This is a genomic window from Sphingobacterium thermophilum, from assembly GCF_039541675.1.
In the GTDB taxonomy this organism is placed as follows: Bacteria; Bacteroidota; Bacteroidia; order Sphingobacteriales; family Sphingobacteriaceae; genus Sphingobacterium; species Sphingobacterium thermophilum.
Genome location: NZ_BAABGR010000006.1, coordinates 35,434 through 57,547, shown reverse-complemented (window position 1 = coordinate 57,547; position 22,114 = coordinate 35,434). Strand labels below are relative to the sequence as shown.

The following is a 22,114-nucleotide window of genomic DNA, read 5'->3' as shown; positions in this document are numbered from 1 at the left end:
ATTAACAACTTCCTTTTTGCTCTGTTCTTAACTTTATACATCGGCACTAAACCGAACTGTTAAGAACCAAAAAAATATACCTAAGAATATGAGCAACAAAACCATTCCTAAGAGGATGAACTTCGACAGATCTCGCAGTTCATAAACCACAACCATCTTCGTAACGGGCAGTGGCTCCTACAATTATCGAATAACCTTATGTTATGTATTAAACAACAAACTACTTTAACTAACAACCAATTATTTATGTGATGAGAAATTTACACATGTTAAAATTTATGACTAGGGCTGTTCAAATAATCCTGCTCATAGCAGCATGGACAATTCCTGTATCGGCTCAGCAAAACATAGAAATTCAGGGTACCGTTAAAAACGAACTTAACGAGAATTTAAGTGCCGTGAGTGTTACTAACCTGAGAACCAATCAGTCCACAGCTACAGAACAGTCGGGAACTTTTAAAATTATGGCACAACGCGGTGACTCCCTACGCTTCTCCCACGTAGGCTATGAAGAACAGACCGTAGCCATCACCAACAGCATCAACCTTACCATCACCCTTAAAGCGCTGAACAATAGTCTCAATGAGGTAGTCGTGGTAGGATACGGCCAACAGCGTAAGATCAACATGGTGGGCGCTCAATCTTCCGTGAAGATCGAAGAACTTAAACAACCGGTAGCAAATTTAAGTGCTACTCTTGCCGGACGTATCGCCGGTCTTGTGGGCGTTCAGCGTACGGGACTTCCAGGAAGTAACGCTGCAGATGTATGGATTCGCGGTATAGCGACTTTCAACTCACAAAATAGCGCCTCTCCCCTTATCGTGGTGGATGGAGTACAAGGCAGAGATCTCAACGCCTTCGACCCTGAAGATATCGCTAGCCTTACCATCCTCAAAGATGCCTCCGCAACAGCGGTATACGGCGCTCAAGGAGCAAATGGTGTAATACTTATTACCACCAAAAAAGGTAGAGTGGGAAAACCTACTCTCATGTTCAATTACAATCAAGGTATGGTGGACTTCACCAAACGCCCAGAACTCACCAACGCCGAACAATATATGCGTCTGCGCAATGAAGCTATGATTGCTTCGGGACTGGCTCCAGAATACAGTGAAGAATATATCCAAAATACTCTCAACGGAACAGACCCGTACCTCTATCCTAATGTAAACTGGATGGACGCCCTCTTCAAAAAAGGATCTTATAACAGAAGGGCAAACTTCAGTGCGCGTGGAGGTACCGAAAATACGCAATATTATTCCGCTATATCCTATTATGATGAAACCAGTTTGCTAAGAACAGACAATCTACAAAGTTATAAAGCCGACACTCGTTTCAGACGTTATAATTTCACGTCCAACATAGATATGAACTGGACGAAAACTACCAAGTTCTCTTTGGGAATCTTAGGTTACGTTATCAATACTAATTATCCAGGTATCAACCCGCAGGATGCCTTTGCCAGAGTTATGCAGACCAACCCCGTATTATATCCGTTGATGTATCCTGGCAACTTGGTTCCTGCCGTAAACCAATCGTCGGACGCACAACCTAACCCTTACGCCTTGGTAACACAAACCGGATATCAAAATAATTTCTCCAGCCAGCTGAATTCAAGCGCCAAAATCACACAGGATCTCAACGGCATCACGCCAGGACTGTCGGCCTATGGAATGTTCTCCTTCGATACCTACAACGCACACAACATCTCGCGTACTAGAAGCAGGACAACATACTCTATAGACCGGGCCAATCCGTACAATGATGACGGCTCTCTGAACTTAGTAATCATGGCTAATGGCTCGGAAAACCTAGGTTACAGCCGCAGCAACAACGGAAACAGACAGTTCTATTTCGAAGGCGGTGCCAACTATAACCGACAACTTGACAAACATAATATCAATGCACTGTTGCTCTATACACAGACAGATTATGTGGCAGCCTTTGCCGGCGACCTCACCTCGTCGCTTCCGTTTCGCACGCAGCGTGTCGTAGGTAGGGCAAACTACTTATTCGATGACCGTTATGCTGCAGAGTTCAACTTTGCGTACGATGGTTCAGAAAACTTTGTTCCTAGCAGACGATTCGGCTTTTTCCCTTCCTTTGGTGTGGGATGGATTTTGTCAAATGAAAAATTCTTTGAGTCTGCTAAAGATGTCTTCCAAATGGTGAAACTACGCTACTCTAACGGTATCACCGGTTCTGGCGGTGGAGGACGAAGATTTGGATTCCTGACCATCGTAACTACCGGCGCCAACGGATATTCATTCTGGAATGGCACTAGCAACGTTAATTACGGAGGTGTAGCAATATCAGATTACGGATATGACGTTACCTGGGCAGAATCGCATAAACACGATATAGGATTGGAGTTCACCACCCTCCAAGGCAAATTAAACGTTACGGTAGACTGGTTCAAAGAAAACCGCAAAGGAGTGTTCCTACAACGCGGAAGCTTGCCTAATTATCTTGGGCTCCAAAATCAACCTTATGGCAACTTGGGGGTGATCAGAAATCAAGGATTTGATGGTACCGTATCGTTGGAAAACCTTCAGGTTGGGCAGACCGTATGGTCATTCAATGGAACATTCTCCTACAATAAAGATCAGGTTATTGAGAACGACAACCCTCGTCAGCAGTTCCCTTACTTAGAACGTCGTGGCCGCAACTACTTGGCGTCTTACGGGTATGTGGCCGACGGATTGTTCCAAAGTCAGGCCGAGATCGACGTACACGCTGATCAGTCAGCCTTGGGAGCTCAACGTGTGGGAGATATTCGCTATAAAGACCTGAACGGAGATGGAGTTATCAACACATATGACCAAACAAAAATCAGCAACGGCGACGTGCCAAACCTCGTGTATGGCTTCGGTTTCAATGTAAATTACAAGAAGTTTTATTTGGGTGCTTTCTTCCAAGGCATCCAAGGAGCGGAAGATAGACTCTCAGGAGATGGTATCATTCCTTTCAACAACAGTACAGGCCCAGAACGAAGCAACCTGTTTGCTATCGCCGAATCCCGCTGGACGGAAGATAATCCTTCCAACGACGTGTTCTATCCGCGTTTAGGCTATGGAAATTCCGTAAATACTAACAACGCAGTGGCCTCAACATGGTGGATTAAAGATCTTGATTTCATCCGTCTCAAAACATTGGATTTTGGTTACTATCTACCAGCCGAAAAAATGAAATCATGGGGAGTGAAAAATGCTCGTCTATATGTGCAGGGAGTAAACCTCTTCTACTGGAGTAAATTCAAACTATGGGATCCAGAATTGAATACCAGCAATGGCTCTTCTTATCCTAATACAAGAACCATTTCCTTAGGTATTCAGGCTAACTTCTAACGATCATTTTTCATCATCAGTAACATTAAAGAATACAACATGAAAACGAAAATATTAGCAATACTAGCGGCAGGAGGTATGTTATTCACCTCATGTGCAGGATTCCTAGATCAGATTCCCGATGACGTCTTGACCGTAGACGACATCTTTCAGTCCAAAAACTATGTGGACAACTATCTCACCCAGATCTACTCAAACCTTCCGAACGAGATGTCACAACGTTTCGTAGGAAACCAATTTGCCGGACCGTGGACAGCCGCCTCGGATGAAGCCAAATACAATTGGGACTTCAACTACGCCAACAACATGAATAAAAGCACTTGGGCGACTACAGACGGCAGCGTATCAACATTCTACGACAACTTTTACAAATCCATACGTAACGCAACAGATTTTATAGATAAAATTGACGGCGCCAATCCAGCAGAAGTAAATGACGCCTTAAAATCTCGCTATAAAGCGGAAGCTCGCGCCTTAAGAGCAATATATTATTACTACCTTATCCGCATCTATGGTCCGGTACCTTTAGTAACACAAGTTATCCCTGTGGATGCTCCTCTGTCCGAAGTGTTACTGCCTCGCAGTAGCTTCGACGAATGTGTAGAATTTATCGTATCAGAACTGGATCAAGCATACGTAGACCTTCCGACAAATCCCGTAAATAATGAATATGGCCGTATGACAAAAGGTATAGTAAAAGCTTTCAAACAGCAAACTTTACAGCTGGCTGCAAGTCCTCTTTTCAACGGTAATACGGACTATGCAAACCTTAAAAATAAAGATGGCAAACAGCTTATCAGTCAAACTTATGACGCCAACAAGTGGAAGCTAGCTGCAGATGCTGCAAAAGAATTCATCAACGAATTCGTACCTACCACTTACAGACTCTATACTGAAAATCATGCCGATCCGTTTATGAAAGCTTATCTGTCTACTCGTAACGTCATGCTGAGAGAGTGGAATGAAGAATGGATCTTTGCACGCACTAACGCGACAAACTACGTGCAGTACGATATGACTCCTAAACATGTGGGATACACTACAGATGTGCAGGGAGGAGGAGCCTTGGGTGCCACTCAAAAAATGGTGGATGCCTACTATATGGCTAACGGCCTTCCCATCACAGATCCTGCATCAGGTTATGAATCCTCAGGTTTTGCAGACTTCCAGGCTCCTTACGATGTCAGAGCGCGTAGTACCTTCAAGCCTTGGACAAATAGAGAAGCCCGCTTCTATGTCGGCATTACTTATAATAGAAGCTACTGGCTGAATCAAGGCTCAAACTCCAGTGAAGTTATTACCGTCATGGAGCTATCCGGCAACTCGGGGCGTCGTCAGAGTACGTCGGACGTTTCGCCAACAGGTTATATCGTACGTAAGAACGTAGCCTCTAACAGCAATAACAGAGGTTCCGTACAGCTACGACTAGCCCATATATTTCTGGATTATGCCGAAGCATTGAATGAATATGATCCGACAAACCCCGAAATACTAACCTATCTAAACCTTATCCGCGAGCGAGCAGGAATACCGACCTATGGCAATGGCGCGGGACAGATCCCCCCTCCTGCCAACCAGTCGGCTATGCGCAACGCCATACGACGTGAAAGACAGGTGGAGCTCGCCTTCGAAAGTGTACGCTATTTTGACTGCCGTCGATGGAAAACTGCAGCAACAGAATTTGCCGGAGAAATATATGGCATGAATATGTTTGCCGACGGCAACGCTTTCTACGAAAAGACGTTAATAGAAACTCGTGTCTTCAAACCTAGAGACTACCTATTCCCTATTCCGAACAACGAGATTCTAAAAAATGACTTAATGGTTCAAAATCCAGGTTGGTAACAATAAACTTCAGAAAATGAAACTTTTATCAAAAATAAAATACTGTTCTGCACGACTAGGTTATGCTGCCATCGTATGTAGCACCCTATTCTACAGCTCTTGTATCAAAGATGTAGAATATACAGTAGACAACGAAGGTGTTATCTACATGTCACAAGCCACAGAAAGTAAGTCTCATCTCAGACTATTCGACATCGATACTATTCAGGATATTAACTTTGGGGCATCCTACGGAGGACTTAAATATCCCGACAGTGATATTACCGTAAAATTTGCCGTTGACGAAAGTCTTATCTCCGCATACAATCAGGAGAATGGAACAAACTTTATCCCTTTTCCGCAGAATGCCTATACGTTATCAGGCTTAGAGTCTGTAATAAAGGCAGGAAACGTAGATAGCGAACCGCTAAAGGTCATGGTCACCGCCAAAGCCCTTCAAATAGGGAAAGCATATATGCTACCTATCAAACTCGTATCTGCTGGTTCTGCAACCATACACGCTGAGTTAAGCACCGCTTATTTTCGTATTGATTCACTCATACGCCGAGAACGCGACATTACCAATTTAGGGGTATTCTCGGTAAGTCATGAAAACAATGGAGGTCCTAACCATGCTGAAGGTTCTCTTAAGTTGGTAGATAACAACTACGGCACGAAATACCTGACCCAAAACTACACGTCAGGCATGTGGTTCCAAGTGAAGTATAACACCCCTCAGGTCATCGGAGCCTATACCATGACTTCGGGCAATGACGCTCCTGAGCGTGATCCTAAGACATGGCGCTTTGAAGCTTCCAATGATGGCAATAGCTGGACCGTGCTGGATAGTCAGACCGAATATTTCTTTGAGAACCGCAACCAAACAAAGAGATTCGAGTTGGACAATAATACAGCCTATACACATTATAGAGTTATCATTGTATCCAACAATGGTTCTAACCTATTCCAACAGACTGAATGGCGTTTAATTCAGTACTATTAATATTCACTTCAATCTAATAGTTATGTCCAGAAACAACATCCATCGCTTATGTGTAATAATTATTCCTTTGCTTCTTTGCCTTGCCTGCAAAGAGGCAAAGGAAACTATTATTGAGCATGAAGAAGAAACCATAGTAGAAGAAGATCCTAATGCCCCTCCTCGTCTATGGAGAGAAAAGTGGTATGAACATGAGCTGCTTCTGACAAGACAATATTACAACGACTCCCTTGTCATCTACCATGATGATGATATGGATCCCACGGTGACATGGCCTCGAAGAATATTGACACAAATATGGAATTATTCGTGGAAGCACTATGGTGGATTCGGTCCCGACCCACGCCTGCGCGTAGTTTTGCATGGTGGCACCTATGGAGGCGGACATCCCGGATACTACCTCAGCAATAAACACGAATACTTCAATGTCATCGACGTAGGCTTGGCACGCAACAAATGGCAGGATAGTATTGGTGAGCCCCTTGACATTACAGCCCACGAAATAGGTCATATCGTCGAAAGTGTATCCTATAACACCTTGAATTCACCTGCCTTTTCCATCTGGGGCGACAGCAAATGGATGGAAATCTATCAATATGATGTATATAAAGGCTTGGGATGGACCGAGAAGGCCGCAAGCTGGCACAACAGAATGATGACCATCAAAAAAGACTTCCCTCGAGCCAACACCTACTGGTATCGCGACTGGTTCTTCCCTATCTATGATCGTTATGGCGGCGTTACGGTGCTCAACAATTTCTTTAAATTGCTTTCTGAACATTTTCCTACTACTAGTATTCCTAACGGAAGAAAATATATTAGAGATTTGAATTTCGGGGAGTTCATTCACTTCTGGAGCGGTGCTGCTGGTGAAGACCTATCTGAGCTGGCCGCAGCGGCATTCGGAGACAAAGATCGATACGGAAACTTGTGGATGCCTCAGCTTCAACAGGCCCAAAAAGATTTTAGTGCTATTTCTTATTAACAGTATATTATGATGAAGTTCCTTTCTATTAAAACCAAAAAACTCTTAACACTTTTTGTTGCTTGCTCTTTTGCTGTCAACCTGAACGCACAGCAGGCAGACAACACGATGGAGCCGGTAGATTATGTCAATCCTCTAATGGGTACGGACTCCAAATTTGCTCTGTCCAACGGCAACACCTATCCTGCCGTGGGCGTACCTTGGGGTATGAATATGTGGACCCCACAGACAGGCAAAATGGGTGACGGATGGCAGTATACATATGCTGCCGACAAGATCCGCGGACTGAAGCAGACACACCAGCCTTCCCCATGGATGAACGACTACGGCCAGTTCTCCCTCATGCCGGTAAGTGGTAAATCGGTTTTCGACCAAGACGAAAGAGCTAGCTGGTATTCGCATAAGGCGGAAGTGTCCAAACCTTATTACTACAAAGTTTATCTTGCAGATCACGACGTGACAGCAGAGGTTACCCCTACCGAAAGAGCAGCAATATTCCGTTTTTCTTTCGGCAAAACCGATAGTGCCTTCGTCGTTATCGACGCTTTCGACCGTGGCTCCGAAGTAGAAATTATCCCAGAAAAAAATATGATTATCGGCTACTCCTCCCGTTATAGCCGAGGTAAACTTCCTAATTTCAGAAATTACTTCGTAGTCGTATTTGACAGACCCTTCACATACAATGCAGTATGGGAAGGTAAAAACAAAAAGGAAGGAATTCTGAAATTACAGGCTAACCACGTTGGTGCTATCATAGGTTTTAAATCATCAGGCAAGCAGGATCCTATCCACGCTCGTGTGGCCTCTTCTTTTATCAGTAAAGAACAGGCTCTCCGAAACCTCAATGAATTGGGTAAAGACTCCTTCGACATGGTGGCATCCAAAGCCCGTAAACAATGGAACGACAAATTAGGCAAAATAAAAGTCGAGGGAGGAAGCATAGACCAGCTGCGAACGTTCTATAGCTGCCTCTACCGTACGCTCTTCTTCCCTAATAAGTTGTACGAATACGATGCTCAAGGCAACATCGTACACTACAGCCCTTATACCGGAGAGGTTCTACCCGGCTATATGTTTGGAGGTACCGGCTTCTGGGACACTTTCCGTGCGTTGTATCCTCTGTTGAATCTGGTTTATCCTTCAATCAATAAGGAAATGCAGGAAGGGTTGATAAACTGCTATAAAGAAGGCGGATTCTTGCCGGAATGGAGCAGCCCAGGATTTGCAGACATCATGATAGGAAACAACTCTGCCTCCGTTGTGGCTGAAGCTTACCTCAAAGGTCTAAGAGGTTATGATATAGAAACCCTCTACGAAGCCTTGAAACATGGCGCTAACAACGAAGGGCCTATGACAGCGGTGGGCAGAAAAGGTGTCGCCTACTACAATGAGCTGGGATATGTTCCCTACGACGTCGGCATCAATGAAAGTGCTGCCCGCACGCTGGAATACGCCTATGATGATTTCGCTATCTATAGGCTGGCCAAAGCATTGAAAAAACCTCAAGAGGAAATAAAGCTATACGCCCAACGAAGCCAAAATTATAAACACCTGTTCGACCCTTCCACCAACTTAATGCGCGGAAAAAACAAAGACGGCTCGTTCCAATCGCCTTTCAACCCTTTAAAATGGGGAGATGCATTTACCGAAGGTAATAGCTGGCATTATACCTGGTCGGTATTTCACGATGTACAAGGACTTATCGACCTGATGGGAGGCAGTAAAACTTTTGTAAACATGCTGGATTCGGTATTTTCACAACCTCCGGCCTTCGACGACAGCTACTATGGCGGAGTGATTCACGAAATTCGCGAAATGCAAATTGCCGACATGGGGCAATACGCTCATGGAAACCAACCTATCCAACATATGATTTATCTGTACAATTACGCAGGAGAGCCTTGGAAAGCACAGTATTGGGCAAGAGAAGTAATGAACAGAATGTACAAACCTACCCCTGATGGTTACTGTGGTGATGAAGACAATGGACAGACATCCGCATGGTATGTTTTCTCCGCATTGGGATTTTATCCTGTATGTCCGGCAATGGACGAGTATGTCTTGGGAGCTCCTCTTTTCAAGAGAGCTACCATACACCTTGAAAACGGCAAAACGTTCGTTATAGAAGCTCTAAACAACTCTGCGAAAAATATTTATGTGCACAACATTACATTCAACGGCAAGTCACACGACGTAAACTACATCAAACATGGAGACATCTTCAAAGGAGGTACCTTCAAAGTAGACATGCGTGCATTGCCAAATAAGACCAGAGGAACAAAACCTTCGGCATATCCTTATTCATTTACAACTGATCCTAACAAATTTTAAGTTTACATCCTTATGCAATTCAGACGAGATTTTTTAACACTTATACTATTAAGCTTCATATCGGTAAAGACATCCTTTGCCCAACGAAATTGGTCAGATATCAACAGAGATATAAAAAATGCTGTCCAGGTGGATACCATCACTAAGAAAAAATTCACCCTGATTTTTATCAATAAATCCAAGGACTTTGACTCTAAGGTGGGGGAAAAGCTAAAACAAGTTTTCTTTATAAATTATCCTAAGCAGGTTAAGCTATATAACAAAGAGGCTTCACGCAAAGTAATATTTGTCATCGATCCGGAGTACGACGGTATAGCCGCCGCCGGGGGAGGCGTAATCCGTTTCAACCCGGAATGGTTTAAGAAGAATCCTAGAGATATAGATATCGTCACACACGAAACCATGCATTTAGTCCAAAGCTATCCACATGGTGCTGGTCCCGGTTGGATTACGGAAGGTATTGCAGACTATATACGCTATACGATGGGGGTGGACAACAAAGGCGCTAACTGGTCCTTACCAGACTATAAGGACTCTCACAAATACACCGATGCCTATAGAATTACAGCACGTTTCTTCGTGTGGTTAGATAAAAAAAAGAAAAAAGGTTTCATCAGAACCTTAGACCAGCATATGCGTAGTAAAACCTATAGTGAAGAGTTCTGGACCCGCTACCTAGGAAAAAGTATTGACGAACTCTGGAAAGAATATAGTGCTAATCCACAAATATAGGTAGGTTAATGTAAGTAGTGAATGATGGTGCATGGCATCATGCATCATCATTTCAAGCTAAAACAAAAAAACCTAATTATCAATAGCATACCTATCAAAAACAGAATAGGTATTGACAAACATCAAAATATTTCCGTACTTAGGGACTGTAAACGCCTCATAAAGGCATATCATCTGGGGCATTAGCTCATTTGGCTAGAGCGCTACGCTGGCAGCGTAGAGGTGATCGGTTCGAATCCGATATGCTCCACATATTCTTTTTTCAAAAAACTCTTTTTAATATCTTTCATCCTCCCCCATAAAAAGTATGGGTAGACAATAAATATCCACCCACACTCAGCTATTTTAAATAGAGATTTTTTCTAAATTCAAAAAGTAACTCTATCTTATTCTATCATTTGTACTATTTCCACGTGATCGGAAACTTTCTCCCGAGGAGAAAACCTTGTTTGGTCCATTTTGGGATTTTCGTGGGTAAGATTTCTTCTTATGACGAAAGTCTGGTTTTGTACCTGTTTTTGGTAGATCTTTTGATTGCTTTGATTTTCCCTGATTTAACAAAAACTGACTCTGCCTAATCAGCTCCGGAGACATACTCAACCCTTCTAATTCCTGTACCGGCAACTCCAATCCTATGGTAAACTGAATATCGCGGATATATGGAATTTCTTCCACCCCACATAAAGATAGTGCAAAGCCTGACGCTCCCGCCCTTCCAGAACGACCAATACGGTGAACATAGGATTCTGGAATATTAGGTATCTCATAGTTAATAACATATTGCAACAAGTCTATATCTATTCCCCTTGCGGCAATATCTGTTGCTACCAGTACTTTTATAGTCTTTTTCTTAAAGGCGTCCAAAGCATTTTGGCGGGCATTCTGCGACTTATTCCCATGGATGGCCGCTGCAGAGATTCCATTCTTCAGCAGCAATCTCACTAAGCGGTCGGCTCCATGTTTTGTACGGGCAAACACCAATACACTATCGTCCACCCGCGTATTCAACAAGTGCAATAGAGCTTTGGGCTTATTGGCTTTTTCTACATAATATAGGGTTTGCTGAATAGTTTCTGCCGTGCTGGACTCAGGAGTCACTTCCACCTTCATAGGATCGCGCAAAATGGCATCTGCCAAGGCTTGAATCTGTCTCGGCATTGTCGCCGAAAAAAACAACGTTTGTCTCTTAGCAGGCACTAAAGACAAGACACGTTTTACATCATGGATAAAGCCCATGTCCAGCATTCTGTCTGCTTCGTCCAGCACCAAGATCTCTACCTTGTCCAGCCATATCAGCTTCTGTGACACCAAATCTAATAGACGGCCTGGTGTAGCCACTAATATGTCCACCCCCTGACGAAGCTGCTGAACCTGACTAGACTGACTTACACCACCGAAAACTACTGCATGCTTAAGTTCCAGATTTTCACCATATGCTTCCAATGACTCGTCAATCTGAATGGCCAACTCACGGGTAGGAGTCAGTATCAAAGAGCGTATTGCCCCCTGCTTATATCCTTCCGGCTTGCCAGCACTTAGTAACTGTAAAACGGGAATCGAAAAGGCTGCCGTCTTACCCGTACCGGTCTGCGCACAGCCCAACACATCTTTGCCTTGTAATACTTGTGGAATAGCCTGTTCCTGTATAGGAGTAGGACAAGCATACCCTTGTCTGCTAAGTGCTTCCAATATCGGCGCACTCACTCTTAATTCTTTGAAAGTCTTCATTATATAGTTTATGAGGAGCTTTCAACAAAGAAGAAAGAGCCTCGGATTAAAAAATAGGAAGGTATTATTAAAATAATATCCTTCTAAAAACAAAAGCCGCTAAGAGATCTTAGCGGCTCAATCTTTTTGTAGGTTAAATCTTAGTTGTTCTCAGCTGGGATAACTGAAACGTAAGATCTGTTGTTAGCTTTTTTACGGAAAACTACAGTACCATCTACTAAAGCGAACAATGTGTGGTCTTTACCCATACCTACGTTAGCATCTGGATAATGTACTGTACCACGTTGACGTACAATAATGTTTCCAGCAATAGCTTTTTGACCACCAAAAATTTTGATACCTAATCTTTTGCTGTGTGACTCACGGCCGTTCTTAGAACTACCTGCACCTTTCTTATGTGCCATTTCTTTATCTTAATTTATGACTTTAGTCAGATTAACAACTCCAATTATAAAGTGATACCAGTAATCTGGATTTTAGTGAACAATTGACGGTGTCCGTTTTTCTTTTTATAACCTTTACGACGTTTTTTCTTGAAAACGATCACTTTATCACCTTTTAGATGCGACACAATCTTAGCGGTAACTTTTGCACCTTCGATTGTAGGAGCACCGATTTTAAATTTGCCGCCATCTTCAGCTAATAATACTTCGTCAAATTCAATACTAGCGCCTTCATCTCCTTGTAAACGGTGTACAAAAAGATGTTGGTCTTTTGCAACCTTAAATTGCTGTCCTGCTATACTTACTATTGCGTACATTGTTTGTTAATTAATTTGTATAATCTTTTAATGAGATGCAAAGATAGTGTATTCTTTTTATTTATACAAGACTATTTCAAAATCATTTTCTCCTTCAAGGAATGACTACTATCACATTCCACCTTCCCAACATAAAGAGAACAAAAAATTAATATTAAGATTTCTTTTTTAATAAGAGCAAATCAATTTAACTTTAACACCAATAAATAACATAACATTTTATTTGACCTATTAACTAAAATTATAAATTTATGTGTGGTATAGTAGGATATATCGGCAATAAGGACGCTTATACGTATCTAATCAATGGTTTAAAAAGATTGGAATACCGCGGATATGATAGCGCAGGTATCGCCCTTCATAAAGGAAACGACTTTCTCACCATTAAAAAAGCAGGTAAAGTGGCAAGCTTAGAAGCCGCCTTTCATGGATATGACACCTCAACCTCCTTGGGAATAGGCCATACACGCTGGGCAACTCACGGTATACCCTCCGACAATAATGCTCATCCTCACGTTTCTGCGACAGGAAAGTTTGTGCTTGTTCACAACGGCATCATAGAAAACTATGCTTCCATCAAGGAAGAACTCTTACAAAAAGGCTATAAGTTCAACAGCGATACCGACACGGAAGTGCTTGTAAACTTCATCGAAGATATTTACCTGAACAACCAATGTCCTGTAGAAGAAGCTATACGTATTGCACTCAAAAGAGTGGTAGGAACCTATGTCATACTTCTCCTATCCAAAGACCACAGTGACACACTCTTCGCTGCTCGTAAGGGCAGCCCTCTGGTTATCGGAATAGGCAAGAACGAACATTTCCTCGGCTCCGACGCCTCCCCTATGCTTGAATACACCAAAGAAGTAGTATATATCAATGACTATGAGCTTGCCATCATCACCCCGGAACAGCTTATCCTGAAAAATCTGGGAAATGAGACCGTCACGCCTTACATTCAGAAATTAGACCTCGAGCTGGCAGCCATAGAAAAAGGTGGATACGACCACTTCATGATCAAAGAAATATATGAGCAGCCGCAGGCTATTACCGACTCCCTACGAGGAAGACTTGATCCTATCGAGCTTACCTTGCGTCTTAGTGGTCTCGAAAAAATTAAAGATAAGCTGCTGCAGGCTCGCAGGATAATCATTGTAGCATGCGGAACCAGCTGGCACGCCGGACTTTTGGCCGAATACTGGATAGAAGAGTTGGCACGCGTAAATGTAGAGGTTGAATACGCTTCCGAATTCAGATACCGCAACCCTATAATAACACCCGAAGATGTTATCATAGCTATTTCCCAAAGTGGCGAAACGGCAGATACCTTGGTAGCCTTAGAAAAAGCCAAAGCCCAAGGAGCCACCATCTTCGGTATTGTCAATGTTGTAGGTTCTTCCATAGCACGTATTACTGACGCCGGCATATACACCCATGCCGGGCATGAAATTGGCGTAGCAAGCACCAAAGCTTTCATCACCCAGCTTACCGTACTTCTTTCCTTTGCGCTGAAACTGGCTGAATACCGCAACACCATCTCTCCCGAATTGCAAAAACAGCTCTTCAAAGAAATGAACGATCTGCCAAGCAAAGTAGAATCTATCCTCACAGAGTCAAAAGATAGTATTAAACAGATTGCCGAAAAGTACAAAAACGCAGGCAGCTTCCTCTATCTCGGAAGAGGGTATAACTTCCCTATAGCCCTTGAAGGAGCCTTAAAGTTGAAAGAAATAAGCTATATACATGCGGAAGGCTATCCTGCCGCGGAGATGAAACACGGCCCTATAGCTCTCGTAGACGAAAATCTTCCCGTCGTATTCATTGCTACAAAAGATAGAGTTCACGAAAAAATCATCAGTAATATGCAGGAAATAAAGGCTCGCAGAGGGAAGCTGATAGCCGTAGTTTCCCAAAACGACCAACTCGCCCTCGGCCTGGCTGACGACAGCATTACTATCCCGGAAACACATGAGCTAATCTCCCCTATCCTTGCTGTGATACCGCTACAGCTGCTCTCCTACTATGTAGGAACAGGACGCGGCATAGATGTAGATAAACCTAGAAATTTGGCTAAATCCGTAACAGTAGAATAAGTATGAGCAACGTTATACAAAGACCTCTGGCAGAATTAGGAAAAAGCTGGAACGTGGAACTAACTTCAAGAAAGCAGCTTCACCTACCGGCAAACTACTCTAAATTGGAAAAAAGATATCGCCCCCTAACAGACGGCGAAATTGCAATTCTCTTAAAAAATAACAACCACGCGGCGGATTGGAACAACATATGGGTTAGCGATATATTTAACCCCGAACAGATAAAGAACTCCTCTTTCTATGGCGTTGTAAAGATTGGGGATATCCCCCCTCATTATCTGGACTACAGAGATCTTCAGCTGCCCTGTGGTATTTATCACAGCTGCCTTATCAACAGCATCGTGGGCGACAACAATGCTATACACCATGTGCGATATATGGCCAACTTCATCACGGGTGACAATGTCATCCTTTCCAACATCAATGAAATGGAAACCAGCTACAACGCTAAGTTTGGTAATGGCATACTCAAACAAGGGGAAGATGAAGACAAACGAATATGGATAGAGCTATGTAACGAAAATGGGGGTCGCGCCATCCTCCCATTTACAGGTATGCAGGCTGCCGATGCCTTCCTTTGGACCCGCTATCGCCATGACGACATCTTACAGAATAAGCTTGTGGAAATCACAGAAAATCCTTTCTCCAAAGAAGGAGGCTTCTTCAGCGAAATCGGAAACAATGCCGTCATTAAAAACTCCAACATGATCAAAGATGTAATCATTGGCGACCATACTTACATCAAGGGAGTAAATAAACTTAAAAATGTAACCATCCACTCCACCCGTGAGGCTTACACTCAAATAGGTGAAGGCTGTGAAATCGTAAACGGCATAATCGGCTATGGCTGTAGGATATTTTATGGTGTGAAGGCCGTAAGATTTATCCTCTCCTCCTTCTCCCAACTAAAGTACGGTGCCCGTCTGATAAACTCCTTCTTGGGAGATAACTCCACCATTTCCTGCTGTGAAGTACTCAACTCCCTACTTTTTCCTGCCCATGAGCAACATCACAACAATTCCTTCCTCTGTGCCGCCTTGGTCATGGGACAAAGCAACATGGCCGCAGGAGCAACAATAGGATCCAACCACAACTCCCGTGCTGCGGACGGGGAGATCATAGCCCGACGCGGCTTCTGGCCAGGACTATGTGTAAGCCTGAAACACAACTCCTATTTTGCCTCCTACACCCTCATTGTCAAAGGAGACTTCCTTCACGAACTTAACATAAAAATTCCTTTCTCGCTGATCAGCAACGACGTGAAGAATGACCGTCTCATTATCGTGCCAGCCTATTGGTTTTTGTACAATATGTACGCCATCATGCGTAACAACCATAAATTTATCGCTCGTGATAAGCGAACCATTAAAAATCAATACATAGAATACGACATTCTAGCGCCCGATACCATCAATGAAATGTTCGATTCCTTAAACATCGTCGAAGAAGCGGTCATGCAAAGTCTATCTTTGGACAACCTCCACAATGCCCAAAATCTTCTGAAAGACGAAAAACAACAGATCCTTCAGGATGTATATATGCAAAATGTGGAATGTTCTAAAAGAAAAGTGGTGCTTTTAAAACCGAAAGAGGGTTATAATCTTTTTAAACGGCTGATACGTCACTATGGCACACAGCAGCTGGTAGACCTCCTTTTCCATTTGCCCGAAAATAGAATTGACCTTCAAGAGATTGTTCATCATCAGTCTGCGGAAAGAAAACAATTCGAAAACATCGGAGGACAGCTCGTTCCTAAGGAAGACCTTCACTCACTCTTGCAAAACATCAAGAATGGAACACTTCAAGATTGGAACAGCATACATCAGGAGTATCATAAATGGAGCAAAAATTACCTCAAAGAAAAACGCATGCATGCCTTGGCTTCCTTGGCAGAAATAACCGAAACGCCTATTCCCTTCTGGAATAATGCATTTATAAAAAATCTTATCACTGAAAGTATATATACACAAAAATGGATTTTCGAAGAGATATATAACTCTCGTCGTAAAGATTATGCAAACCCTTTTCGGCAGATGGTGTACGAGGATACAGCCGAGATGGACAAGGTGGTCGGAAAGCTGAAAGACAATTCATTCATCCAAAAAGAGAAAAAAACATTGGAAGACTATATCGCAAAAGCAGAAAAAATCCTTCAGAAATTATAGGCTGCAGGTCATCCTTAAACAAGGATGGCCTATTATTTAAGCTCGCCGAATTGTACAGATAGCAGCCGTCCATTCAGCGCGTTTACACCGCATACACTGTTGATGTATGTTATCCAGGTGCTCTAAAACATTTCCACAATACATACAAGCACAAGGCTGTCCCTTCGGCACAGATTCCAAAACTTTATATCTGTCCGGAAAAAGGGGCATCCCATATTTCACTTCTTCATCCTTGAAATACAGAATGCTGAGTGTGGCGTCCGCCTCCAGAAGAGCCAATTTAACCTGTCCCAGATGTTCTACGGAGTGATTTCGAAGCTCAGCAAAAAACTCCATCTGTGAGAAATCGCCATCTTTTTCATGCTTCAACTCAAACATTCCATCCCGCACGATGACCATAGCCCTACCTTCCAACAAAACATGAAGCCCTTTCCACCGCGCACTTATCCAAGTTATTACCTTATACAACAATATAATGGTGAATAGCACAATCACACCATATAACAAAGGGACATCTTTCTGAAACATGGGATCTCCAGCAGCAGAGCCCATACCTAAAATTATAGCAACCTCAAATAAAGTAAGCTGACGCACCCCGCGTCGTCCCGACAAACGTAACACTATCAGGATTACCAAAAACATCACGCCTGTGCGATAAAGTATTTCCCCCACAAATGACAGCTCCATAATTTTATAATTTTTCTAACCTTTTTATGGCTTGCAGTATGTTTGCGCCCCTGCCCAGCACTGGTTTAAAAAGATCTCCTTTCTCTTTTACCCTGTCCAAAGCATTGAAAATCGTAAAATCTGTAGGTTTAAGTCCCTTTTTCACCTCATACCATTCTAACGGCATAGATATGGTGCCCTCCTTTCGTGGGCGAAGACTGTAAACACTTGCCAAGGTCTGTCCTCTTCTGTTCTGTAGATAGTCCAAATATATTTTTCCCTTGTCACGCTTCTTGAGACTTCGCTCCAAAGTGGTAAGTTCTGGAATTCTGGTCTGCACCAGCTGCATCAGCAAGTGGGCAAAATCCTTGATCTGTGCAAAAGGATATTTGTTGCCCATAGGCACGTAAATATGCATACCACTACTTCCAGACGTTTTGGGATACCCCTTCACTTTTGCGTCATCGAGCACTTCTTTTACGACCAAAGCCACTTCGATAACATCATCAAAATTATTGTTTTCCGAAGGATCCAAATCCAACACCATATATGTAGGACATTCTATATCGGAAATCTTGCTAGTCCAAGGGTTCAATTCTATACACCCTAGATTATTGAGATATGCCAAGGACGCCTTATCATTGCAGACAAGATATTCGATATTCTTATCTGTACTTTCGGAGAAGATGCTTTCCGTGGCAATCCAGGCAGGCGTCTCGTCAGCAGCATCTTTTTGATAGAAATTTTGCCCTTCAATACCGTTCGGAAAACGGTTCATAGATTGAGGTCTATCTTTCAAATGAGGAAGAATATAAGGTGCCATCTGCTGATAGTAATCCATCACCATACCTTTGGTAATTTCTAACTGAGGAAAATATACTTTATCCGGGTTGGTAATCTTAACCTTATGACGACCAATTCGGATCAGCTTATCATCTCCTGAAAAGTTCTTTTGGGATTTCATCTTTAAAGAAGGTTTTACCTCTGATAGCATTTTATCCATATTAAAATCCACCTCTTCCGCTCTCTTATCTTTTCTCAAATGCATAAACACAGGATGCCTGTAAATCAACTCTTTGGTAAGCTCGGTAAATTTTATTTCAGCCACCAACTTAGGAGTTAGCCACGTTGTCTTTCCATTGGTTTTGGGACGCTCTGGAAAAGGAGATTTTTTCCTGATAAAACGTTTCATCTTCCGGGCCAACATTTCCAAATCTTTATCCTTGAATCCTGTTCCCACATGACCGCAAAACACAAGTTGTCCTTCAGAAAACTTCCCTAAAACGAGCGAGCCAAAATGTTTTCTGGATCCTTTAGGAGCTGTGAAACCACAAATAAGCACCTCATCCGTTTGATCCACCTTTATTTTCAGCCACTCTGAAGATCGTATTTGGGGTGTATACGAGGAATCCACCCTTTTGGCTATAATACCTTCCAACCCCAAACGTCGGGCTTGCTCAAAAAATTTCTTTCCTTTTTCCAGAACAAAGTCGTGATACTGTATCAGCTCGTGCTGCTGAAGGGCTTCACTAAGCAACTCCTTACGCTGCAGATAGGTAAGCTCCATAGTAGAATGGCCATTCAACCACAAAAGATCAAACACTTGAAATACTACGGCCTGCTGATTCTCCTCCTCCATATTCTGCAGCCGTTGGAAACTAGGCTTACCCTGAGCATCATAAGCTATTATCTCCCCATCCAACACCATATCATAAACCTGCAGCTGTAATGCATTGGCGATGTTGGAAAACGTAGAAGTAAAGTCCTTTCCGTTACGGGAATAAAGCTTCACCTTCGTTCCTCGTAGGTCAGCAATAGCTCTATAACCATCCCATTTGATTTCAAAAGCCCATTCCTTACTATCAAAAGGCGTGTCTTCTATTTTGCATAGCATAGGCTTAATAATCTCGGGAAATTTGTCCTTCTCGGTCTTTTTATAGTTTTTAGCCCGAGATATGGGAACGACCTTTTTAGAAGGGCGCGCCTTTTTCTTTTTATCCAGATAAGCTGTCACCTTGGAATCTGATGATATATAATCCTCGGCCGAATATTTTTTCTTTACTGAAAATTCGTCCTTATGCTTGATAAGCAGCCAAGCATTCTCTTGCTTGGCATCTTTAATCTTTACCAACGCAAATTCACCTTGTAGTTTTTCGCCATGCAGAACAAATTTTAGACTTCCATTATTAATCTCCTCTCGCATGACTTTATTGGGATTCTCTCCTTTACCTTGCGTCAGCGGAACATAATAACCTTTATCCCAAATTTCTACTTCTCCAGCCCCATAGTTTCCTTGAGGTATCGTCCCCTCGAAAGTCCTATATTCAAGAGGATGGTCTTCCACCATCATTGCTAGGCGCTTGTCGGAAGCGTTGAGAGAAGGCCCCTTGGGGATAGCCCAACTCTTGAGCACACCATCTACCTCCAGCCGAAAATCGTAATGCAGACGGGAGGCGGCATGACGTTGCACCACAAAATGTAATTTCTTTCCTCCCCGTCTCTTACGTCCCGGCGGCTCCGAAGTGCTTCTGAAATCACGTTTGTCATTATATTTTTTCAGCACCATCCTCTTTTCTCCTTCTATTAACCCGCATTTTTATCCCCTTTTTCAAGGCTAGCCTTCAACATTGCCATCAAATCTGAAGTCTTCACTTCCTCATCTTTTATAGGCACAACCTTTATTTTCTTGCCTTTGGTCTTCTGTTTAATGATTTTAAGCAGCTTAGCATTATACGTATCTTTAAAATCTTTCGGGTCAAAAGGCTTTGCCAGTGATTTAATCAAAGACTCAGCAAGTTTGATCTCTGCCGTCTTGGGAGCAGCCTTTCTTGTCGGTATGTCGAGTTCTCCATAATCCCTCAACTCCTCTGGATACCGCATCCTATTCAGCATCAACACCTTATTATCATAAGGCCTAATAAGCCCTAATATTTCACGCTCATGCATTACGAAAGAGCCAATACCACCCATTTTGGTTTTCAGTAAGGCTTTCAGCAGTAGATTATAGGCAGCTTCGCCATTTTTTTGAGGTTCTAAAAAATAAGGCGTATCAAAAAAGACAGTATCAATGTCCGCTTCTTTGACAAACTGCGATATGGTAATAATCTTGGATTTTTCCGGACTAGCAGCCTCAAAGTCTTCATCTTCCAACACCACATATTTATCTTCCACCTTATAGCCTTTTACAATATTTTCCAAAGCAACCTCTTTACCTGTTTTCTCGTTCACTCTTTTATAACGAATATTGCGCAGATCTTTTTTATCCAGCATATCCAGATCCAAGCTCCGCGATTCTGTCGCAGAATACACCTTTATAGGGATATTTACCAACCCGAAGCCTATAGCTCCATTCCATATTGATCTCATAATAATATCTTTCTAATCTTCTAACCTACGTTTAAGCAGACAGAGCACACCAAGCTCTTCCACGGAAAGATTGTCATTCTTCTTCAAGAGTCTGTTTACCTCCTTCTTAAAGTAGCATAAAGTCCTGCCTTGCGTATAATTATCGATGATTCGGGGGTCGATGTACGACTTGCGGGCAATAGCCGGCGTATTCCCCAACCGTTCACTCACCGCCACCACCGCCTGCTTAATATTTTTGCTTAACTTTCGCTGATCAGCTTCCTCGATAGCTCCCAGCTCATCCAAGCTCATGGCAGCAATAACCGTCCCCGCCCAAGTCCTAAAATCTTTGGCCGAAAATTCGGGGCCCATCACTTCCCGAATATATTCGTTAAGGTGCTGACTTTTTACGTCCTGTATTTTCCTATCTTCATCGATAAACTTAAAGATTTCATATCCCGGCAACTCATCGATCTGACGCACTACCCGAGCCAACTGTGCGTCTACAACCTGCTTTTCCTGAGGCTGCGCCGACTTTCCGACATACGTGAATAGCAGCTTATCCCCTTCAATTTTCAAATGTTTGGATCGTAAGGTAGTAAGACCATAACTTTTGTTGTTTCTCGCATACACATCACTGCCCGGCCTGAAGAAGGCTATATCCAACAGGCGAACCATACATGCCAGCACCTTATTCCTGTCGAGCTTTCTCTTGCGAAGATGTTGCCCTGTAACCATACGCATATGTGGAAGCTGCCTCGCAAAATGAAGAATACGATCGAATTTTTTCTGTTCCTGACGTTGCCTAAAAGAACTATTGTATACGTATTGTTTCCTACCTTTAGAGTCGTAGCCCGTAGCACGTACCTTAGCTCTTGGAGAAGCATTAATCTCTACCCTCTTCCATGCAGGTGGGATGACCAGCGACTTAAATAAAGCAAGAAGTTTGTCGTCCTCCACCTTCTTTGCTTCCGAATCCACATAGGTGAATCCTTTACCCGTCTTTTTTCTATAATAGCGCATGAGTGTTGGATAATCTAAAACCTTATCTTATAGAACTATCGAAAAGAGAAAAAGTTCTCCCACAAACTATACAACATAAGAACATCACAACCTAAAAAACAAAAATGCCCTCCTC

General features: G+C 42.9%; 15 protein-coding genes and 1 tRNA gene. 9 read left to right on the top strand and 7 right to left on the bottom strand.

What is annotated here, in order from left to right; genetic code table 11:
• Positions 1-278: 278 nt before the first annotated feature.
• From ABD873_RS02300 to ABD873_RS02270, 7 genes are all read left to right on the top strand, one after another.
• Positions 279-3,347: a SusC/RagA family TonB-linked outer membrane protein gene (locus ABD873_RS02300; protein ID WP_345064097.1), complete on the top strand. Its 3,069-nt coding sequence runs from the start codon at positions 279-281 to the stop codon at positions 3,345-3,347.
• A 39-nt stretch (positions 3,348-3,386) separates the two neighbouring features.
• Entirely contained in the window at positions 3,387-5,192 is a 1,806-nt protein-coding gene (locus tag ABD873_RS02295) for a RagB/SusD family nutrient uptake outer membrane protein (RefSeq protein WP_039053415.1), read from the top strand.
• 16 nt (positions 5,193-5,208) lie between these two features.
• Positions 5,209-6,174, top strand: coding sequence for a BT_3987 domain-containing protein (locus ABD873_RS02290; RefSeq protein ID WP_345064092.1), 966 nt, complete (start codon positions 5,209-5,211; stop codon positions 6,172-6,174).
• A 22-nt stretch (positions 6,175-6,196) separates the two neighbouring features.
• Positions 6,197-7,156, top strand: a complete 960-nt coding sequence (locus ABD873_RS02285) for a hypothetical protein (protein ID WP_345064089.1) — start codon at positions 6,197-6,199, stop codon at positions 7,154-7,156.
• A 9-nt stretch (positions 7,157-7,165) separates the two neighbouring features.
• On the top strand, positions 7,166-9,487 hold the full coding sequence (locus ABD873_RS02280) for a GH92 family glycosyl hydrolase (protein ID WP_425568666.1): 2,322 nt from the start codon (positions 7,166-7,168) through the stop codon (positions 9,485-9,487).
• 12 nt (positions 9,488-9,499) lie between these two features.
• The gene (locus ABD873_RS02275; protein WP_039053413.1) at positions 9,500-10,219 is read left to right on the top strand and encodes a basic secretory protein-like protein; all 720 of its coding nucleotides are present in this window, start codon (positions 9,500-9,502) and stop codon (positions 10,217-10,219) included.
• A 176-nt stretch (positions 10,220-10,395) separates the two neighbouring features.
• A tRNA-Ala gene (locus tag ABD873_RS02270) sits at positions 10,396-10,469 on the top strand.
• Positions 10,470-10,600: 131 nt separating this feature from the next.
• Here the strand turns inward: ABD873_RS02270 and ABD873_RS02265 are convergent.
• From ABD873_RS02265 to rplU, 3 genes are all read right to left on the bottom strand, one after another.
• Positions 10,601-11,947, bottom strand: coding sequence for a DEAD/DEAH box helicase (locus ABD873_RS02265; RefSeq protein WP_345064085.1), 1,347 nt, complete (start codon positions 11,945-11,947; stop codon positions 10,601-10,603).
• 140 nt (positions 11,948-12,087) lie between these two features.
• Complete coding sequence (rpmA, locus tag ABD873_RS02260) at positions 12,088-12,351, bottom strand: 50S ribosomal protein L27 (protein WP_345064082.1); 264 nt, start codon at positions 12,349-12,351, stop codon at positions 12,088-12,090.
• A gap of 44 nt (positions 12,352-12,395) precedes the next feature.
• The gene (gene rplU, locus ABD873_RS02255) at positions 12,396-12,707 is read right to left on the bottom strand and encodes a 50S ribosomal protein L21 (RefSeq protein WP_039053412.1); all 312 of its coding nucleotides are present in this window, start codon (positions 12,705-12,707) and stop codon (positions 12,396-12,398) included.
• A 251-nt stretch (positions 12,708-12,958) separates the two neighbouring features.
• On the opposite strand from rplU, the gene glmS reads away from it, so the two are divergent.
• Positions 12,959-14,800, top strand: coding sequence for a glutamine--fructose-6-phosphate transaminase (isomerizing) (gene glmS / locus ABD873_RS02250; RefSeq protein ID WP_345064077.1), 1,842 nt, complete (start codon positions 12,959-12,961; stop codon positions 14,798-14,800).
• A gap of 2 nt (positions 14,801-14,802) precedes the next feature.
• Positions 14,803-16,965 carry a DUF4954 family protein gene (locus ABD873_RS02245; protein ID WP_345064074.1) on the top strand — a complete coding sequence of 721 codons (2,163 nt, stop codon included), beginning with the start codon at positions 14,803-14,805 and terminating at the stop codon, positions 16,963-16,965.
• Positions 16,966-17,001: 36 nt separating this feature from the next.
• On the opposite strand, the gene ABD873_RS02240 is transcribed toward ABD873_RS02245, so the two are convergent.
• Genes ABD873_RS02240 through ABD873_RS02225 form a run of 4 tightly spaced genes read right to left on the bottom strand, consistent with a single transcriptional unit; the run spans position 17,002 to position 21,999 of the window.
• On the bottom strand, positions 17,002-17,652 hold the full coding sequence (locus tag ABD873_RS02240; RefSeq protein WP_039053411.1) for a DUF421 domain-containing protein: 651 nt from the start codon (positions 17,650-17,652) through the stop codon (positions 17,002-17,004).
• 4 nt (positions 17,653-17,656) lie between these two features.
• Complete coding sequence (gene ligD, locus ABD873_RS02235; RefSeq protein WP_345064069.1) at positions 17,657-20,197, bottom strand: DNA ligase D; 2,541 nt, start codon at positions 20,195-20,197, stop codon at positions 17,657-17,659.
• Positions 20,198-20,214: 17 nt separating this feature from the next.
• Complete coding sequence (gene ku, locus ABD873_RS02230) at positions 20,215-20,997, bottom strand: non-homologous end joining protein Ku (RefSeq protein ID WP_345064066.1); 783 nt, start codon at positions 20,995-20,997, stop codon at positions 20,215-20,217.
• Between the two features lie 12 nt (positions 20,998-21,009).
• On the bottom strand, positions 21,010-21,999 hold the full coding sequence (locus ABD873_RS02225) for a DNA topoisomerase IB (protein WP_345064063.1): 990 nt from the start codon (positions 21,997-21,999) through the stop codon (positions 21,010-21,012).
• Positions 22,000-22,114: the final 115 nt, after the last annotated feature.

Bases quoted from the DNA above. Each gene is read 5' to 3' on its own strand.
- ABD873_RS02300 (WP_345064097.1), top strand. From the start codon at position 279: ATGACTAGGGCTGTTCAAATAATCCTGCTCATAGCAGCATGGACAATT.
- ABD873_RS02275 (WP_039053413.1), top strand. From the start codon at position 9,500: ATGCAATTCAGACGAGATTTTTTAACACTTATACTATTAAGCTTCATA.
- ABD873_RS02225 (WP_345064063.1), bottom strand. From the start codon at position 21,999: ATGCGCTATTATAGAAAAAAGACGGGTAAAGGATTCACCTATGTGGAT.
- ABD873_RS02285 (WP_345064089.1), top strand. From the start codon at position 6,197: ATGTCCAGAAACAACATCCATCGCTTATGTGTAATAATTATTCCTTTG.
- ABD873_RS02240 (WP_039053411.1), bottom strand. From the start codon at position 17,652: ATGGAGCTGTCATTTGTGGGGGAAATACTTTATCGCACAGGCGTGATG.
- rpmA (WP_345064082.1), bottom strand. From the start codon at position 12,351: ATGGCACATAAGAAAGGTGCAGGTAGTTCTAAGAACGGCCGTGAGTCA.
- ABD873_RS02290 (WP_345064092.1), top strand. From the start codon at position 5,209: ATGAAACTTTTATCAAAAATAAAATACTGTTCTGCACGACTAGGTTAT.
- rplU (WP_039053412.1), bottom strand. From the start codon at position 12,707: ATGTACGCAATAGTAAGTATAGCAGGACAGCAATTTAAGGTTGCAAAA.
- ABD873_RS02265 (WP_345064085.1), bottom strand. From the start codon at position 11,947: ATGAAGACTTTCAAAGAATTAAGAGTGAGTGCGCCGATATTGGAAGCA.
- ku (WP_345064066.1), bottom strand. From the start codon at position 20,997: ATGAGATCAATATGGAATGGAGCTATAGGCTTCGGGTTGGTAAATATC.
- ABD873_RS02245 (WP_345064074.1), top strand. From the start codon at position 14,803: ATGAGCAACGTTATACAAAGACCTCTGGCAGAATTAGGAAAAAGCTGG.
- ABD873_RS02295 (WP_039053415.1), top strand. From the start codon at position 3,387: ATGAAAACGAAAATATTAGCAATACTAGCGGCAGGAGGTATGTTATTC.
- glmS (WP_345064077.1), top strand. From the start codon at position 12,959: ATGTGTGGTATAGTAGGATATATCGGCAATAAGGACGCTTATACGTAT.
- ligD (WP_345064069.1), bottom strand. From the start codon at position 20,197: ATGGTGCTGAAAAAATATAATGACAAACGTGATTTCAGAAGCACTTCG.
- ABD873_RS02280 (WP_425568666.1), top strand. From the start codon at position 7,166: ATGATGAAGTTCCTTTCTATTAAAACCAAAAAACTCTTAACACTTTTT.